This is a genomic window from Ferrimonas kyonanensis DSM 18153, assembly GCF_000425405.1.
Lineage (GTDB): Bacteria > Pseudomonadota > Gammaproteobacteria > Enterobacterales > Shewanellaceae > Ferrimonas > Ferrimonas kyonanensis.
In genome coordinates this window covers 38,900-56,381 of record NZ_AUDJ01000011.1, presented here as the reverse complement: position 1 = coordinate 56,381, position 17,482 = coordinate 38,900, and the positions used below count along the sequence as shown (strand labels likewise).

Annotated in this window: 15 protein-coding genes and 2 riboswitches; of the genes, 8 read left to right on the top strand and 7 right to left on the bottom strand. The window is 59.3% G+C overall.

Annotated features, from left to right (window positions below; all coding sequences use genetic code 11):
• Window position 1: 1 nt before the first annotated feature.
• The 3 genes from H598_RS0105055 to H598_RS0105045 form a co-directional block, all read right to left on the bottom strand.
• Window positions 2-1,609, bottom strand: coding sequence for a carboxyl transferase domain-containing protein (locus H598_RS0105055; protein ID WP_028112039.1), 1,608 nt, complete (start codon window positions 1,607-1,609; stop codon window positions 2-4).
• 47 nt (window positions 1,610-1,656) lie between these two features.
• The gene (locus H598_RS0105050; RefSeq protein ID WP_028112038.1) at window positions 1,657-2,826 is read right to left on the bottom strand and encodes an isovaleryl-CoA dehydrogenase; all 1,170 of its coding nucleotides are present in this window, start codon (window positions 2,824-2,826) and stop codon (window positions 1,657-1,659) included.
• A 70-nt stretch (window positions 2,827-2,896) separates the two neighbouring features.
• On the bottom strand, window positions 2,897-3,298 hold the full coding sequence (locus H598_RS0105045; protein ID WP_028112037.1) for a MerR family transcriptional regulator: 402 nt from the start codon (window positions 3,296-3,298) through the stop codon (window positions 2,897-2,899).
• 167 nt (window positions 3,299-3,465) lie between these two features.
• Here H598_RS0105045 and H598_RS0105040 point away from each other — a divergent pair, with 167 nt between their 5' ends.
• Entirely contained in the window at window positions 3,466-5,391 is a 1,926-nt protein-coding gene (locus H598_RS0105040; protein WP_028112036.1) for a propionyl-CoA synthetase, read from the top strand.
• 56 nt (window positions 5,392-5,447) lie between these two features.
• Here the strand turns inward: H598_RS0105040 and H598_RS0105035 are convergent, their stop codons facing one another.
• Together H598_RS0105035 and H598_RS0105030 are read right to left on the bottom strand one after the other, a co-directional pair.
• Window positions 5,448-7,136 carry an NAD-dependent malic enzyme gene (locus H598_RS0105035; protein ID WP_028112035.1) on the bottom strand — a complete coding sequence of 563 codons (1,689 nt, stop codon included), beginning with the start codon at window positions 7,134-7,136 and terminating at the stop codon, window positions 5,448-5,450.
• Between the two features lie 132 nt (window positions 7,137-7,268).
• Window positions 7,269-8,150, bottom strand: coding sequence for a 1,4-dihydroxy-2-naphthoate polyprenyltransferase (locus H598_RS0105030; protein WP_035415435.1), 882 nt, complete (start codon window positions 8,148-8,150; stop codon window positions 7,269-7,271).
• Between the two features lie 233 nt (window positions 8,151-8,383).
• Between H598_RS0105030 and H598_RS23385 the strand changes: the two genes are divergently transcribed.
• The 5 genes from H598_RS23385 to ompW all read left to right on the top strand — a co-directional run bounded on the left by H598_RS23385 (window position 8,384) and on the right by ompW (window position 13,322).
• Window positions 8,384-9,271, top strand: coding sequence for an SDR family NAD(P)-dependent oxidoreductase (locus tag H598_RS23385; RefSeq protein ID WP_051252434.1), 888 nt, complete (start codon window positions 8,384-8,386; stop codon window positions 9,269-9,271).
• 86 nt (window positions 9,272-9,357) lie between these two features.
• Window positions 9,358-10,227, top strand: a complete 870-nt coding sequence (locus H598_RS0105020; protein ID WP_028112033.1) for an acyl-CoA thioesterase domain-containing protein — start codon at window positions 9,358-9,360, stop codon at window positions 10,225-10,227.
• Between the two features lie 89 nt (window positions 10,228-10,316).
• Window positions 10,317-10,407: riboswitch (glycine riboswitch) on the top strand.
• A gap of 3 nt (window positions 10,408-10,410) precedes the next feature.
• Window positions 10,411-10,503, top strand: a riboswitch (glycine riboswitch).
• A 107-nt stretch (window positions 10,504-10,610) separates the two neighbouring features.
• Complete coding sequence (locus tag H598_RS0105015) at window positions 10,611-11,972, top strand: alanine/glycine:cation symporter family protein (protein ID WP_028112032.1); 1,362 nt, start codon at window positions 10,611-10,613, stop codon at window positions 11,970-11,972.
• A 77-nt stretch (window positions 11,973-12,049) separates the two neighbouring features.
• Window positions 12,050-12,448: a YbaY family lipoprotein gene (locus H598_RS0105010; protein ID WP_028112031.1), complete on the top strand. Its 399-nt coding sequence runs from the start codon at window positions 12,050-12,052 to the stop codon at window positions 12,446-12,448.
• 244 nt (window positions 12,449-12,692) lie between these two features.
• Window positions 12,693-13,322, top strand: coding sequence for an outer membrane protein OmpW (gene ompW / locus H598_RS0105005; protein WP_028112030.1), 630 nt, complete (start codon window positions 12,693-12,695; stop codon window positions 13,320-13,322).
• 58 nt (window positions 13,323-13,380) lie between these two features.
• On the opposite strand, the gene H598_RS0105000 is transcribed toward ompW, so the two are convergent.
• Entirely contained in the window at window positions 13,381-14,106 is a 726-nt protein-coding gene (locus H598_RS0105000) for an SDR family NAD(P)-dependent oxidoreductase (RefSeq protein WP_028112029.1), read from the bottom strand.
• Window positions 14,107-14,271: 165 nt separating this feature from the next.
• On the opposite strand from H598_RS0105000, the gene metA reads away from it, so the two are divergent.
• Together metA and H598_RS0104990 are read left to right on the top strand one after the other, a co-directional pair.
• Window positions 14,272-15,201: a homoserine O-acetyltransferase MetA gene (gene metA, locus H598_RS0104995; RefSeq protein ID WP_028112028.1), complete on the top strand. Its 930-nt coding sequence runs from the start codon at window positions 14,272-14,274 to the stop codon at window positions 15,199-15,201.
• Window positions 15,202-15,337: 136 nt separating this feature from the next.
• A complete protein-coding gene (locus H598_RS0104990) occupies window positions 15,338-16,882 on the top strand; it encodes a methyl-accepting chemotaxis protein (protein WP_028112027.1) in 1,545 nt (514 codons plus the stop codon).
• A 49-nt stretch (window positions 16,883-16,931) separates the two neighbouring features.
• On the opposite strand, the gene H598_RS0104985 is transcribed toward H598_RS0104990, so the two are convergent.
• Window positions 16,932-17,477 carry an NADPH-dependent FMN reductase gene (locus tag H598_RS0104985; RefSeq protein ID WP_028112026.1) on the bottom strand — a complete coding sequence of 182 codons (546 nt, stop codon included), beginning with the start codon at window positions 17,475-17,477 and terminating at the stop codon, window positions 16,932-16,934.
• Window positions 17,478-17,482 lie beyond the last annotated feature (5 nt).

Here is a 17,482-nt window from a genome sequence, read left to right as displayed (position 1 = left end):
CTTACATGCGGAACACGCCGAAGCGGGTGGCTTCGGTGGGCGCATTCATTGCCGCGGTCAGGGCCAGGCCGACCACGTCGCGGGTCTGGGCCGGATCGATGATGCCGTCGTCCCACAGGCGGGCGCTGGCGTAATAGGGGTGGCCCTGGCGTTCGTACTGCTCGACGATGGGCTGCTTGAACGCCTGCTGTTCATCGTCGCTCCAGCTGTCGCCTTTGCGGGCCAGGGCGTCGGTCTTGACCTGGGCCAGGACGTTGGCGGCCTGCTCGCCCCCCATCACCGAAATGCGGGAGTTGGGCCACATCCACATCATGGTGGGGTCGTAGGCGCGGCCGCACATGCCGTAGTTGCCGGCGCCATAACTGCCGCCGATCACCACGGTGAATTTCGGCACCCGGGCGCAGGAAACGGCGGTCACCAGCTTGGCACCGTGCTTGGCGATGCCTTCGTGCTCGTACTTCTTGCCCACCATAAAGCCGGTGATGTTCTGCAGAAACAGCAAGGGGATGTTGCGCTGGCAGCAAAGCTCAATGAAATGGGCGCCTTTAAGGGCCGATTCCGAGAACAGGATGCCGTTGTTGGCCAGGATACCCACCGGCTGGCCATAGATGCGGGCAAAGCCGCACACCAGAGTGGCACCGTAGCCGGCCTTAAATTCGTCGAAGTCGGAGTCGTCCACCAGCCGGGCGATCACTTCCCGTACCTCGAACGGCTGTTTGAGGTTGCTGCCGACGATGCCATACAGGTCGTCGGCGGGGTAGCGGGGGGGGCGAACGTCGGTGTCGGCCAGTGGCTGGGCGCGATGGTGGTTGAGGCGGGCCACGGCCTGGCGGGCCAATTGCAGCGCGTGTTCGTCGTTATCGGCCAGGTGGTCGGCCACCCCGGAGATCTGGGTGTGAACGGCGCCGCCGCCCAACTCTTCGGCGCTGACCTCTTCGCCGGTGGCCGCTTTCACCAGTGGTGGCCCACCGAGGAAGATGGTGCCCTGCTCTTTGACGATGATCGATTCATCCGCCATCGCCGGCATGTAGGCGCCACCGGCGGTGCACAGGCCCAGTACCACGGCAATCTGGGGAATCCCCTTGGCAGACATGTTGGCCTGGTTGAAAAAGATGCGACCAAAGTGATCCTTGTCTGGGAACACCTCGTCCTGACGCGGCAGGAAGGCGCCGCCGGATTCCACCAGATAGATGCAGGGCAGGTGGCATTTTTCGGCAATTTCCTGAGCCCGAAGGTGTTTTTTTACCGTCAACGGGTAGTAAGTGCCGCCTTTGACGGTGGCGTCGTTGGCGACGATCATGCATTCGATGCCGCTGACCCGGCCAATGCCGGCAATCACGCCGGCGGCGGGCACCTTGTCGTCGTAGCACTCGTGGGCGGCCAGCTGGCTGAGCTCCAGGAACGGGGCGCCAGGATCGAGCAGCAGTTCGACCCGTTGTCGAGGCAGCAGTTTCCCCTGGGCCAGGTGTTTGTTGCGGGCGCGGTCATTGCCGCCGGGAACGATGGCGTCGAGTGTGGCGGTCAGATCGGCCACCAGGTCGGCCATGGCATCGCGCCGGGCCATAAAGCCCGGCTCCTGCCGGTTAATGCTGGAACGGAGTATGGTCACGGTTGTCAGTCCTTTAACGGGCGGGGCGACCCCCGCCAGAGCGTGCGTTAGGCGGTTTCGGTAAACAGTTCCCGGCCGATCAGGAAGCGGCGAATCTCGGAAGTGCCGGCACCGATTTCATACAGCTTGGCGTCCCGCAGCAGGCGCCCGGTGGCGTACTCGTTGATGTAGCCGTTGCCTCCAAGCAACTGAATGGCGTCCAGGGCCAATTGAGTGGCCAGCTCGGCACTGTAGAGAATGGCCCCGGCGGCATCTTTGCGGGTGGTTTCGCCGCGATCGCAGGCTTGGGCGACACTGTAGACGTAGGCCCGGGCGGCATTGCTGCGGGTGTACATGTCGGCGACTTTGCCCTGCACCAGCTGAAACTGGCCGATGGCCTGGCCAAACTGCTCGCGCTGGTGGATGTAGGGCACCACCTGGTCCAGGCAGGCGGCCATGATCCCCAGCGGGCCGGCGGCCAGCACCACCCGTTCATAATCCAGGCCGCTCATCAGAACCTTGGCACCGTTGCCGACGCCCCCGAGAACGTTCTCTACCGGCACCGGGGTGTCCTGGAACACCAGTTCGCAGGTGTTGGAGCCGCGCATTCCCAGCTTGTCCAGTTTTTGTGCCTGGCTGAAGCCGGCAAAGCCGCGTTCGACGATGAAGGCGGTCATGCCTTTGGCACCGGCGCTGGTGTCGGTTTTGGCGTAGATCACGTAGGTGTCGGCGTCGGGGCCGTTGGTGATCCACATTTTATTGCCATTGAGGATGTAGTGATCGCCGTCGAGGCGAGCGCTGAGCTTCATGGACACCACGTCGGAGCCGGCATTGGGTTCGCTCATGGCCAGGGCGCCGATGTGCTCACCGCTGACCAGTTTCGGCAGGTACTTGGCTTTCTGCTCGTGGCTGCCGTTACAATGGATCTGATTCACGCACAGGTTGGAGTGGGCACCGTAAGAGAGGCCCACCGAGGCGCTGGCCCGGGAGATCTCCTCCATGGCGATGGCGTGGGCCAGGTAGCCCATGTTGACGCCGCCATACTCTTCGGCCACGGTGATCCCCAGCAGTCCCATGTCGCCCATCTTGGACCACAGTTCATTGGGAAAGCTGTTGTTGCTGTCGATGTCTGCTGCCAGCGGCGCGATCTCGGCCTGGGCAAAGTCCCGGACCGAATCCCGCAGCATCTCCAGTGTTTCTCCCAAGCCATAATTGAAGCTGGATTGGTAAAGGCTCATATCTTCTCCCCTTGGTTCCTTTTGGGCAGCAAGACTGGTGGCACTCCGGCCACAAAAGAGGGCCCGCCTGTTATTGTAGTTCGGCGGTGAGCTCTTGCAGTGCTTGCTTGCATTGCTGTTCGGCGGAGCTGAGTTCCATCATCACCACCTTAATGTCGTCCATCTGTTGTTGAAGATCCGCTTTCTTGGTTTCGATCAGCTCCAGCATGGTATGCAACTGAGTGCCGCTGCTCTTGTCGGCGTCGTACAGGTCGAACAACCGACCGGTTTCCGCCAAGGAGAAACCCAGACGTTTGCCGCGCAAGATCAGCTTCAGCCGGACTTTGTCCTGCAGGCTGTAGATGCGGGTCTGGCCACGACGCCGGGGGCTGATCAGTCCCTGATCTTCGTAGAAACGAATGCTGCGGGTGGTGATGTCAAATTCACGAGCCAGCTCGCTGATGGAATAGGTCACGTCTGTAGTTTCTGTCATCTTGGTATCGGTCTCTTCTAGCTTAAAGTCACCTTATAGGAAGTTTACGTAAAGGTAAAGTTTGTGTTGCGACTGGTCAGAAGTTAGCCGATGGTCGAATGGGGCCGCCGGCCGTCATCTGCTACAACTGAAAGCCTGACCCAGTTAATCCCGACCATGGAGGCCCTATGCCGTTAAATAAGGTCAAGCAGATGCAGCAGCAGGCGTGGCAGAACCCTCAGGCGTTCTGGCGTCACGCCGCCACTCAAATCGAATGGATGCAACCGGTGGATCAGGTGCTGGATGATCGTGATGCGCCCTTCTATCGCTGGTTCCCCGGTGCCAGCCTCAATACCTGCTACAACGCCGTCGACCGCCACGTTGAGGCGGGGCACGGTCAGCAGGTAGCGATTCAGTACGTTAGCCCGGTCACGGGCACCGAAGAGGCGATCAGCTACCAGCAGTTGCAGCAGCGGGTGGCCACCCTGGCCGGAGCCATGGCCAATCTGGGGGTGGGCAAGGGCGATCGCGTGGTGATCTACATGCCGATGATTCCAGAAACGGCCTATGCCATGCTGGCCTGCGCCCGTCTGGGGGCGGTGCATTCGGTGGTGTTCGGTGGGTTCGCACCACCGGAGCTGGCCAGTCGCATCGATGACGCCAAGCCCAAGCTGGTGCTGTCGGCTTCTTGTGGCATCGAGCCGTCCGGGGTGATTCCCTATAAACCGCTTTTGGATAAAGCGCTGGATCTGTGTGAGCACCGGGTGGAGTACGCGGTGGTGTTTCAGCGGCCCCAGTGTCCGGCGGATCTGGAGCGCCAGGGCGACCGGGACTGGCAGCAACTGTTGCAGCAGGCACAGCCGGTGCCCTGCGTCGAGGTGGCGGCCAGTGACCCGCTCTACATTCTCTATACCTCTGGCACCACAGGCCGACCCAAAGGGGTGGTCCGTGATAACGGCGGCCATGCGGTGGCGCTGGCCTGGTCGATGAAACAGATCTACAACATCGATGCCGGCGATGTGTTCTGGGCGGCCTCGGACGTGGGTTGGGTGGTGGGCCACTCCTACATCGTCTATGGGCCGCTGTTGGCCCGGGCGACCACGTTGCTGTACGAAGGTAAGCCGGTGGGGACGCCGGACGCCGGTGCCTTCTGGCGGATCATCGAGCAGTACCGGGTGAAAACCTTTTTTACCGCCCCGACGGCCATTCGGGCCATCAAGCGGGTGGATGCCACCGCCAGTTTGCTGCAGGGGGTGGACATCAGCAGCCTGCAGGCGCTGTTCCTGGCCGGTGAGCGTTGCGACCCGGATACCCTGACCTGGGCCGCGGACATGCTGCAGGTGCCGGTGGTGGATCACTGGTGGCAAACCGAGACTGGCTGGCCCATCTGTGCCAACCCCTTGGGGATGGCGCCGCTGCCGATCAAACCGGGGTCGCCGGCACTGGCAGTGCCCGGCTATCAGGTGGAGGTGCTGGATGAGCTGGGGCAACCGGTGGCCGCGGGACAAAGTGGCGCGGTCACCATCAAACTGCCACTGCCGCCGGGCACCTTGATGACCCTGTGGAACAACGACGATCGTTACCGGGATGGCTACTTGAGCCGTTACCCGGGTTATTACCTGACGGGCGACGCCGGCTATATGGATGAGGACGGCTACCTGTATGTCATGGGCAGGGTGGACGACATCATCAACGTGGCCGGGCACCGGCTTTCTACCGGTCGATTCGAGGAGGTGCTGGCGCAGCACGGGGCGGTCGCCGAGGCGGCGGTCATTGGCGTTAAGGACACCCTTAAGGGTCAGTTGCCGCTGGGGTTGGTGGTGCTGAAGCAGGGGATGGACACCGATCTGGAGCGGATTAAAACCGAGCTGGTGGCGTTGGTTCGGGCCGAGGTAGGGGCGGTGGCGGCCTTTAAACTGGTGGCGGTGGTGGAAAAGTTGCCCAAGACCCGTTCCGGTAAGATCCTGCGGGGCACCATGCGTAAGCTGGCCAACGGTGAGGCGGTGGTGCCACCGGCCACCATCGAAGACCCGGACAGCCTCAATGTCATCGGCCAGGCGTTGGCGCAGATGGGGCTGACCACCGCCCATCAGCCGGTGCTGGACCTGTCCTGAGTGGGCGATGGCCTAAAACAAGGGGCTCTTCGGAGCCCCTTCTTGTTTTGCGTTGATCAGAAACTGGTGCGCTTGTAGTCGCGGTATTCCGGTTGCCAGAACTGTCGCTCGATGGCGTCCTTGAGGTCGACGTTCTTGATCATCTTGGCGACGCCGTCGGTCATGGCGGCCCGGGCCACGGCAAAGGCGATCTGTTTGCTGACCTCCTGAATCTGCTCCAGAGGTGGCAACAGCGCGCCTTCCCCTTCGATGGCCAGAGGTGAACACTCCGCCAGGGCCCGGCTGGAGGCCATCAGCATGCCATCGGTGACCCGGTCGGCGTTGCAGGCCAGCACGCCCAGGCCGATACCCGGAAAGATGTAGCTGTTATTGCACTGGGCGATGGGGAAGACCTCCCCGTCCAGCTCTACCGGGTTGAAGGGGCTGCCGGTGGCGACCAGGGCCTGGCCTTGCGTCCAGCGCAGGATGTCCTCCGGAATCGCTTCCACCCGACTGGTGGGGTTGGACAGTGGAAACACGATGGGGCGGGGACAGTGCTTGTGCATGGTCTTGATCACCTCTTCGGTGAACAGGCCCGGTGCCCCGCTGACGCCGATCAGCACCGTGGGTTTGGCGTGTTCCATCACCTCCAGCAGCGACACGGCGCCGTTGTCACCACTCCAGGACTGGGTCTTGTCCAAGCATTGGGTCAGTTTTTGCTGGAACGGCAGTAGGTTTTGCATCCCTTCCTGCAGCAGACCCCAGCGATCGACCATGTGCACCTTCTCTCGAGCCTGGTGATCTTCCAGGCCTTCGGCCACCATCTGGGCGATGATCGCCTCGGCGATGCCGCAACCGGCAGAGCCGGCGCCCAAAAAGGCGATGGTCTGCTGTTTGAGTTGGGTGCCGGCGGCTTTGCAGGCGGCCAGCAGCGAGCCGACGGTGACCGCCGCGGTGCCTTGAATGTCGTCGTTAAAGCAGCACAGCCGGTCTTTGTAGCGCTCCAGCAGTGGCATGGCATTTTTCTGGGCAAAATCTTCAAACTGCACCAGCGCATTGGGCCAGCGGCGTTGCACGGCACTGAGCACGTCATCGACAAACTCATTGTATTCGTCACCGGAGATACGCTTGTTGCGCCAGCCCATGTACATGTGGTCGTTGAGGCGCTGGGGGTTGTCGGTGCCCACATCCAGCACGATGGGCAGGGTGTAGGCCGGGCTGATGCCGCCGCAGGAGGTGTACAGCGACAGTTTGCCGATGGGAATGCCCATGCCACCGATGCCCTGGTCGCCCAGGCCCAGAATCCGCTCACCATCGGTGATCACGATCACCCGCACGTTATGCCGGGTGGCGTTGTTGAGGATGTCATCGATGCGGTGACGGTTGGGGTAACTGACCATCAGGCCGCGGGCACGGCGGTAGATGTTGGAGAACTGTTCACAGGCCTCACCAACCGTGGGGGTGTAGATGATCGGCATCATCTCGGTGATGTGGTTGTTCACCAGTCGATAGAACAGGGTTTCGTTGGTGTCCTGGATGTTGCGCAGGTAGATGTGCTTATCCATGTCGTTACTGAAATTTTGAAACTGAAGGTAGGCGCGTTCTGCCTGTTCTTCAATATTTTCAATCGCTTCAGGTAACAGGCCTGCCAGGTTGAATGCCACTCTTTCCTCTTCGGAGAAAGCGGAGCCTTTGTTCAGCAGGGAGGTTTCGAGCAGCACCGGGCCAGCATAGGGGATGTACAGGGGACGTTTAATATCTTCCATCGGCATGTTTTTATTTGTGGTTTTAGACCCCTCTAGTGTATCAGCAACTGGCCTGAGTGTGACACTCATCACTGAGGCTCGGCAATAAAAAAGCGGGCTCGAGGCCCGCTTGGGTGTTTCTGTGACGCAGGCTTACAGCGCCATCAGCAAGCCACCGGACGCCAGGCCACTGAAAAACATCGTCAGTTTGGCTGTGCGCCCCAACAGCGGGTTGAGGGCGGCGCCCTGGGTATGAGCGAATTCGGTCGCCAGGGCCTTGGCCATGGGGATGGAGATGGCGCAGGCGGCCACGGTGGCGCCGGGCAGGAGTCCCATCAGCCATCCCAGCGTCACCATCAGGTAGGGGCTGGCAATCAGCATCTGGTACAGCAACTGCGACCGCTCCAGTCCCAGGCGCACAGCCAGGGTACGTTTGCCGGCTTTAATGTCGGTGCTGCGATCCCGAGTGTTGTTCACCAGCATGATGGCGGCATTGAGCAGGCCGACGGCACTGGCCAGCAGCCAGGCACTGGAGTCGGTGGTGCCGGTCTGAATGAAATAGCTGCCCACCACGGCCACCAGGCCAAAATAGATGTAGGCGGCAATTTCTCCCAGCCCATGGGAGGCCAGCGGGTAGGGGCCGCCGGAGTAGCACAGGGCACCGGCCAGGGCGAACAGCGCCAATCCGGCGATAGGCCAGCCGCCGACAAAGATCAGGTACTGGCCGATGAGGGTGGCCAGCGTCAGTGACAGGATCATGCCGTTGCGCACCGAGGTGGCCGACAGCAACCCTTGCTGGGTGACTCGGGTTGGCCCCAGGCGTTCGTCGGTATCGACACCGGATTTGAAATCGAAATAGTCATTGGCCAGGTTGACGCCAATCTGCAGCAACACCGCGCAGGCCATGGAGGCGATGGCCACCAGCCAGGAAAAATCCTGGTGGTACACCGCCAGGACATTGCCCACCAGCAGGGGGCCGATGGCTGCCGGCAGGGTACGGGGCCGAATGGCCAGAATCCAATATTGTAGGTTCATTGTTTCTCTGGAAGTGGTTAGGACGCGTTTATTGTAACCCGAAAGAGAGGAGTTTCACTTTTCATCCTATTCGGTTGTGATCCGGGTTAAGAATCGGACAACGAAGCCGAGTTAATACTGGCAATTAAATTAGGATTAACTCATTGTTTTCAAATGGAGAGTGCTTTCTTTGGCGAATAGAAATCGATGGGGAAGTTACTTGGGTTGGTATGGAATTCAGGGATGGAAAGTGTATGAATTCAATCCGTTTTGATGATCAGGTGGTGATCCTCTCTGGCGCCGGTCGAGGCCTGGGACGGGCGTTTGCCATCGCCCTGGCCGAGCGGGGCGCCAAGCTGGTGCTGGTGGACAACGGCTGTGACGCCGACGGTAGTGGCGTCGATGCCAGCTACGTGGAGGAGGTTGCGGCACTGGTGGACAGCCTCGATGGCGAGGCGTTGCCGATCTGCGCCGACGTCACCGACTACCAGGCCATGGAGGCGGTGGTCGAGGCGGCGGTCAAGCGCTTTGGCCGGGTCAATGCGGTGGTGGCCAATGCCGGGATTCTGATTCAGCAAACGATTCAATGCCAGCTCGACGAGTACCGGCGGATGATGGAGGTGAATCACTTCGGCACCGTCAACCTGATTCATGCTGCCACCGACGAGCTGATCAAAAGCCAGGGGGCCATCGTGGTGGGCTGCGGCTTCTCGGGCCTCTACGGCGACCGCGAGCTGGGAGGCTTTGGCGCCAGTATGATGGCCAATCGCGGCTTTATGTTGTCCCTGTCGCACCTGACGACCGAGTACGGCATTCGCTGCAACGCCTTATGCGCTTCCGCCGCCACCCGCATGGTGTCTTCTTTCTACGACGCCGAGCAACTGAAGTACCTGCAAAGCAGTGCCGTGGTACCCGGACTGCTGTATCTGCTGTCTCCGCAAGCCCCCAATGGGGTAACGCTGACGGCGGCCGCCGGTCACTTTACCCTGGCCAAGACCGTTGAGACCCATGGCATTAAGCTAAGACCGGAGAACCAGCGCCCGGAGGAGTTGTGCCTGGCCTGGGATGAGCTGAAGAGCGAATCGGTGGTGAACCCCTACTCGTCGTTCCGGGATCGGATTCGCAATCTGTTCAGCTGGTAGTCGCGACATCGTCTCAGCATCGCCGTTGCCCAAGGCGTGAGCCTTGGGTACCATGAACGGCTGATTGGTAAAATAGAGACGCATCAATGTCCAATTCACTGGATACCCTGCTGGAGATCATGACTCTCGAGCAGCTAGAGCAGGGCCTGTTTCGGGGTCAGAGTCAGGATCTGGGATTTGGTCACTTGTTTGGTGGGCAGGTACTGGGTCAAGCGCTGGCGGCGGCGACTCAGACCGTGGCCGACGATCGTCAGGTGCACTCTTTTCACTCCTACTTTCTGCGTGCCGGTGATCTGCAGCGGCCGGTGATCTATGAAGTGGAGAACATGCGAGATGGCGGCAGCATCAGTACTCGCCGGGTCAGTGCCATTCAGCACGGCCGGCCGATTTTTCACCTGACCGGCTCCTTTCACCACAGCGAACCCGGATTTGAGCATCAGGCTGCCATGCCGGATGTGGCCGGCCCTGACGGGCTGGCGAACCAGTTCCAGTTGGCCGAGGCGATGCGGGGCAAGGTGCCGGACAAGTTACTGGACATCTACCTCAACAATACCGCCATCGAGATTCGATTGGTGGACCCCATCAACCCGTTGAAACCGGAACCCCGTGAGCCGGTGCGCTATGTATGGATGAAGGCCAATGGTCCGTTACCGAGCAACCAGTCCCTGCAGCAGCACCTGCTGGCGTACGCGTCGGATCTGAACTTCCTGGTGACCGCGGCACAACCCCATGGGGTGTCTTACCTGACGCCGGGATTGAAGATGGCGACCATCGATCACTCGATGTGGTTCCACCGTCCAGTGGCGTTCGACCAGTGGTTGCTGTACGCCGTCGATTCCCCCAATGCCATGAACTCCCGCGGCCTGGTTCGTGGCCAGATTTTTAATCAGCAGGGGCAGTTGGTGGCATCTTCGGCCCAGGAAGGCTTGCTTAGACAGATGCACCGAAAATCCTGATTATGTGACAATAATCACCAAAAAAGCGCGCCTAAACGGCGCGCTTTTTGCTAACGTATGCAGTTCCACCTTGGCGGGTGGAAACCCGGATGAAGGTAATAGGAGAGTGACGCACTGCGTCCGCCGAAGAAGTAAATCTTTCAGGCGTCGGCTTCTGCCGATATGGACTGTTACTGGACGGGCCTCTGGAGAGATCCATTGACTTGGACGCCGAAGGCGCAAGCTCGACACCCCCTAGGGCGGTGGCGAGTCAAACGCTCAGGCAAAAGGACAGGGTGACATTGCTCAATTTTTTTCCTTTCAAAAGGACGGATCCTCGGATCTGTCTGTCCGGCATGGTTCTCCTCTGTGTAGTTAAGATGTCACACTGAGGAAGACAATCAATGAACACAATCGAACACGCACTGTCCACCCTAAGCAGTTGGGTATGGGGACCGCCGTTGCTGATCCTGCTGGTGGGCACCGGCTGCTACTTTACCTACCAGTTACGCCTGATGCAGGTGCGAAAACTGCCACTGGCGATCTCACTGATGCTGAGGCCGAATCAGGCCCAAGGCGACATCAGCAGTTTCTCGGCCCTGTGCACCGCCCTGGCGGCCACCATCGGCACCGGTAACATCGTCGGCGTGGCCACCGCCATCAAGCTTGGGGGCCCGGGCGCCCTGTTCTGGATGTGGATGGCCGGGTTTGCCGGCATGGCCACCAAGTACGCCGAATGCATGCTGGCGGTGAAGTACCGTCGTCAGGATGAGCGCGGACAGCAGGTGGGCGGACCCATGTATTACATCCTCCATGGTACCGGCAAAGCCTGGTTGGCGAAGCTGTTTGCCTTCTTTACCCTTGGAGTGGCGTTTTTCGGCATCGGTACCTTTCCGCAGGTCAATGCCATCGTCGACGGCGCCCGCATCGCCTTTAGCATTCCCGACTGGTTCTCCATGGCGGCGCTGGCGATCCTGGTGGCCCTGGTAACCCTTGGCGGCGTTAAGCGCATTGCCAAGGTGGCTACTGCGCTGGTGCCTTCCATGGCGGTGTTTTACGTGATCGCCTGCGTGATGCTGCTGGGACTGAACTGGGCGGCGGTGCCGGCGGCGGCGGCATTGGTGGTGGAAGCGGCCTTTACCCCTCAGGCGGCCGGCGGCGGCTTCGCCGGTGCCACGGTGATGATGGCGATTCAGTTCGGTATTGCCCGCGGGGTGTTTTCCAATGAATCCGGCCTCGGCAGCGCGCCGATGGCAGCGGCAGCGGCCCGCACCAACTCGCCGGTAGAGCAGGGCCTGGTGTCCATGACGGGGACGTTTTTCGATACCATTGTCATCTGTACCCTCACCGGCCTGGCGCTGATCGTGACCGGCGCCTGGCAGGGGGAGCTGGCCGGAGCGGCCATGACGTCGTCGGCCTTTACCTCCGGCCTGTCGGCGACAGTGGGCCAGCAGGTGATTACCCTGGCGCTGTTGTTTTTCGCTTTTACCACCATCCTGGGCTGGAACTACTACGGCGAGCGGGCCGTGCTGTTCCTGTGGGGCGAACGCGCCCGCTTGCCTTACCGCTGGTGCTTTGTGGCGCTGGTGGCCGTGGGTGGCCTGCTGCAACTGGACATGATCTGGCTGCTGGCGGATGTGGTGAATGGTTTGATGGCGGTACCGAACCTGATTGCGCTGCTGTTGCTGCGTAAAGAGGTGGTGGCTGACACCCTGGCTTACTTCGCCGCCCGTCAGCCTGTGACCGGTGTTCAACAGCCCGGCTAGAGGGGCCGAGCGCTGCGGCGACTGTTCGCCGCAGCGCAGATTTGGTATAAAGGCTCCAGATAACTGGAGCTTTTTTTATGTATAAATCCTTGCTGACTGCGGTGCTACTGTTGGTGTTGACCGGCTGCGTTACCGTGAGCGGACCTGAGCTTGAGCATCAGGATATGGTGAGTGTGGCAGGTCTGGCCGGTGCCAACGGGGTGACCACCCTGCCTCAGGAGGCGGTGATTACCGTGGCCATTATTGATGCCAAGGTACCGGGGAGTATCCTGGCACAAAAACGCTTCAGTGTCGCCAAGCTGCCGGCGTTGTTCAAATTTCAGCTGCCTAAGGAGAGCATCGATGATGATGCCGACTACGTGGTGGTGGCGATGTTAAAAATTAAAGACAAGTTGGTACTGCAGACCTATCAGCGCTACCCGGTGATCACCAATGGCGAAGAGGTGGCTACGGTGACCATGGAGGTGCTGCGCTGATCGCGGTTCGAGGCAGATTCTTGAGACTCGCAAATTTTGCGCCAAGGCACCTTTCGGTGCCTTTTTTGTTGTTCGAAAGTGAGCCTGGTCACTTTTCACGATCAAAAAAAGCTGCTAGGGCGCAATTAGCAAATCAAAGCCTGTTTTAGATCAAAAAATCAATACCTCTTAGTTGTTACATTCCTTCGCAACTTGTTGGGAAACCGCATGAATTTGGTTTCCGAGTTTTCATGGAGTGAGAATAATGATGAAACAAACCCTCGTAGCCGCCCTGGTTCTGGCTTCCCTGTCTGCCCCAGCCTTTGCCGCCCGCGAAGCCGGTGATTTTATTGTCCGCGCCGGCTGGGCTCAGGTGAATCCCGATGAATCCTCCCCGGATGTGGCCGGTCAAGGTTCCTTTACTGTGGATGAAGACAACCAACTGGGTCTGAACTTTACCTACATGCTGACCGACGCCTGGGCCATTGAGGTGCTGGCAGCCAGCCCGTTTAAGCACGATGTGGGTCTGGAAAAGGTCGGTAAAATTGCCGAAGTCACCCATCTGCCGCCGACGGTCATGGCCCAGTACTACTTCGGCAGTGGCAACTTGCGTCCTTATGTGGGTGCCGGTATCAACTACACCTATTTCTGGGATGAGGAGTTTACCAACGATCTGGGCGGCGCCCTGACCGATTTGGAAGCATCGGATTCCTGGGGCCTGGCGGGTCAGGTGGGCATCGATTATGAAATCAACAGCAACTGGCTGGTGAATGCCTCCATCTGGTACATCGACATTCAGACCGACGTGGAATTCAAGCTGGCCGGGGATGATGTGAAGATCAAAACCGACATCGATCCCTGGGTGTACATGGTGTCTGTGGGTTACAAGTTCTGATTGCCATTCGAGCAATGAACAACGCCGGCGTATGCCGGCGTTTTTTTTGGCCCTGAGATTACTTGTATTTGCGCTTGTTGTAGATGAACTCAGGCAACCAACGACCCAGCCAGGCGATCAGTCGCCAGCGGCGAGTGACGTAGCTGGTGTGGCGGGCTCGTTTCAGATCTTTGAGGATCTGGGTGGCCATGGTGTTGAGGTTTGAGCCCCAGGCCTTGCTGCCCCGAGCCTGCATCTTTTCCATGAACCCCAGCCGCAGGTCGCTGATGGTGATCGGCAGTTTCAGTCGCTGGGCATGCAGTCTCAGTCCCTGCAGGTAGTTTTGTTGAAACGCCTTACTGGCGTGGAAGGCACTGCTGGCGCCGCCGCGCTCGCCGGCGATGGAGGTAATGGCGGCCAGTTGGCCGTATTTCTGCTCCCGAAATTCGGCAAAGGCGGCGTTGGCCAGGGCGGTGAAACCGGTGACGTTGACCTCCAGTACCTGTCGATCGGCGGCCCAGGGCAGATCCAGCTCCTGGTGGGAGGCGGCGGTGTTGATGATCACCAGCTGAACCCCGTCAAACTGCTGCCACAGGCTTTGCAGCGCCGCGCGGCTGGCGTCGGCGTCGAAGATGTTAATCTCTCTGGCTAACGTGTTGTCCGGCAGCTTGTCCAGGGTCGGGGCCAGGGCATCGAGATCGGCGGCCAGTAGACCCAGGCGAACCCCTTCACTGGCCAGCTTGTGGGCCAGCATCTGACTGAGGCCGGCATTGGCGCCGACGATAATGGCGGAGAGTTGGCTCATATCGACCTTCATTTCATTCTAAGTAGCGGAATGATAGCAGTTATTGCGCCTGGCTTCTGCGGCTAACCCGGGTCGTCAAAGGCAGGATGTCGATTTTTTGGCTGTCTGGAGTTGTAGCCGTCTAGATGTCTTGGTATAACAGGGTATCAAGTGAGGAGAGGTGCCATGCCAGTCAGAATACCCAGTCGTTTGCCCGCATCGGAAATTTTGCGCAGCGAGAACATCTTTGTCATGTCCGATGAGCGGGCCGAATCACAGGACATTCGGCCTCTTAAGCTACTGATCCTCAACCTGATGCCCAATAAAATTGAAACGGAAACTCAGTTGTTGCGGTTGTTGGGTAACTCGCCGTTACAGGTGGATGTCGAGTTGCTGCGGATTCACCGCAAGCCTTCCAAGCACACCTCCATTGACCACATGGACGATTTTTATCGTGATTTCGATGAGGTGCGGGACAACAACTACGATGGCCTGATCATCACCGGGGCGCCGCTGGGCAACATCGAATTCGAACAGGTCAGTTATTGGAATGAGATCTGTGAAATCATTCAGTGGTCGCAACAGCGGGCAACCTCGGTGTTGTTTTTGTGCTGGGCGGCTCATGCGGCTCTGTATCACTTGTATGGCATTAAACGGTACCTGCGGGACGATAAGATCTCCGGGGTCTTTCGTCATCGCCGGGTGCACAGCCATGTGCCGTTGCTGAGGGGGTTCGACGACGAATTCTGGGTACCGCACTCCCGTTACGCCCAGGTCAGCCTGGACCGGCTTAAGGCCCACGACCAGTTGCAGGTGTTGGCAGAATCCGATGAGGCCGGGGCCTACCTGGTTGTCAGCGAGGACAACCGCAACCTGTTTGTCACCGGTCATCCCGAGTACACCCGCACCACATTGCAGGATGAGTATCGACGCGACAGAGCCGCCGGTGGCAGTCCTCAGGTGCCGAAAAACTACTACCCCAAGAATGATCCAACCCAGCCGCCCCACGCCCGTTGGCATGCCCATGGCGCCTTGTTGATCAGCAACTGGCTCAACTATTGTGTCTATCAGCAAACCCCCTACGATCTGAATTCACTTCATCAAAAAACCGAATAAAACCACTGATAAATATGGTTTTTTAAACTAGGGGCGGAAAAAGATTTCCGCCCCTAACAGATGGCGCTATCCCTTGGCAATGGGTAAAATGTGATCCGGGTAGACATTGGATAATTAACTACAGGATGTAGGTCACATGAGACGAGAGCGTTCCGTCGTCAACGAAGAAGTCGTGGTTCCTCAGGGACAGGAGTTGGTCTCCACTACCGATTTGCGTGGTGTCATCACCTACGCAAATCCGGCATTTATCGACATCAGCGGTTTCAGTGAGCAGGAGCTCATCGGCCACAATCATAATTTGGTCCGCCATCCGGACATGCCACCGCAGGCCTTCGACGAATTGTGGCAGAAACTGAAAGCCCAACAGCCTTGGCGGGGCATCGTGAAAAACCGCACCAAAGATGGCCGTTACTACTGGGTGGATGCCTTTGTAACGCCGATCTTTGAGCATGGTCAGGTGGTGGGGTACCAATCGGTGCGGCGGGCGACCAGCGCCAATCTCAAGCATCGGGCCACGGCATTGTATCGGCGCCTGTCGGCGGGAAAACCCCTGTCCCGCCATCTGACTCTGGCTCAGAAACGCTGGCTCAGCGGTGTCATTCTGACTCTGGGATTTGTCGGGGTCGCCTGGCTGTTCCAGCCCTGGGTGGTACTGTGTGGCCTGCTGATGGTGGCGTCGATGCTGGCGTTGTTCTTTGATGAGGCGTTTCGAGTGCCGGCGCAGTTGGAAGCACTGAAACAGGAGTACGACAGCGTCAGTCGTTATCTGTTTTCCGGCCACGGCAGCAGCAGCATTCTCGATTTTCAGTTGCAGCTCTCCCAAGCCAGAATGACCGGCGTGCTGGGGCGGACCCGTGATGCCGCCGGGCAACTGGATGCCATGTCCAATACCCTGGTGGCCATGAGTGAACAGGCCAAAGGTGGGGTTCAGCAGGAAAATACCCGCCTGGATCAGATTGCCACTGCGGTGGAGCAGATGAACGTCTCGGTCACCGAGATCGCTTCCTGTGCCGAGGAGTCGGCGGCCAGCACCGAGCAGTCGCGGCAGTATTGTCGGGCGGCTCGGACCGGTATGCTCGACAGCCGTGACAAGATCGTCGATCTGGCCCGGGAGGTAGAAGCGGCGGCAACCCATGCCTCAGTGTTGCACGGTGAAGCGGAGAAGGTGGCCATCGCCATGAATGAGATCGATGGCATTGCCGAGCAAACCAACCTGCTGGCCCTGAATGCGGCCATTGAAGCGGCCCGGGCGGGTGAGCAGGGACGGGGGTTTGCGGTGGTGGCCGATGAGGTGCGGGCGTTGTCCAATCGCACTCAGCAAGCCACCACCCAGATCACCAACAACATCGACGGGATGCACTCGACTCTGAAGCAGTGGGTGGAAAAGATGCAGCACAATCATCAGTTGGCGGAACGCTGCGCCCAGGCCGCCGATGCCAGTGCCGCCGAAATAGAGCAGATCAACAGCCACATCGATCTGGCCAACAACCTGGCCGGACAAAATGCCACCGCGGCGGTGCAGCAGCGCCAGGCGGTGAATGAGATCTCCACCAGCCTGGCGGAGATTCAGGAGTTGACTTTTGGCAACCTGGAAACCACCGAGCAGGTGGAGGCGTGCAGCCAGACCTTGCAACAGCAGGTGGGGGTCATCGGCTCGTTGCATTTGAGTTTTAATCAATAGCCCGCTCTGCGAGGCAAATCAGCGGGGGCGACCCCGCTTTTTTTGTGGATCAGGTATGAACCATCTGTTTGAGGCTGCGCATCTGGCTCTGCACCAGCTCTACCAGTTTGGGATCCTTTAGGCGCCCCTGGGAGTCGAAGGCGTGATGGGCCTCACTGAGCATGATCTCCGGTTTGTTCAGTACCCAGGCATTGAGGAACACCATCACCTGGCGCAAATGGTACTGGCAGCGACAGGTGCCCATTCGTCCCGGACTGGCGCCCATGATGGCGATGGGTTTGTTATGAAAACCATGGGGCTGATAGCGTGACAGCCAGTCGATGGCATTTTTCAGGACTCCGGGAATGGAGTAGTTGTACTCCGGGGTTACGATCAGGATGGCGTCGGCACCAATCAGCAGTTGGTGAAGCCGGTCGACACTGGCGGGAAAACCGGCGTTTTGCCGATCCTCATTGAACAGCGGCAGGTCGCTGAGATCGCCATGGCGGAAGCGCAACTCTTTGGGGGCCAACTCGATGGCCTGGTGCAGCAGCTTTTTGTTTAAAGATTGTTGCCGAAGGCTGCCACACAGGGCAACCACATTGATGGTGTCCATATCAT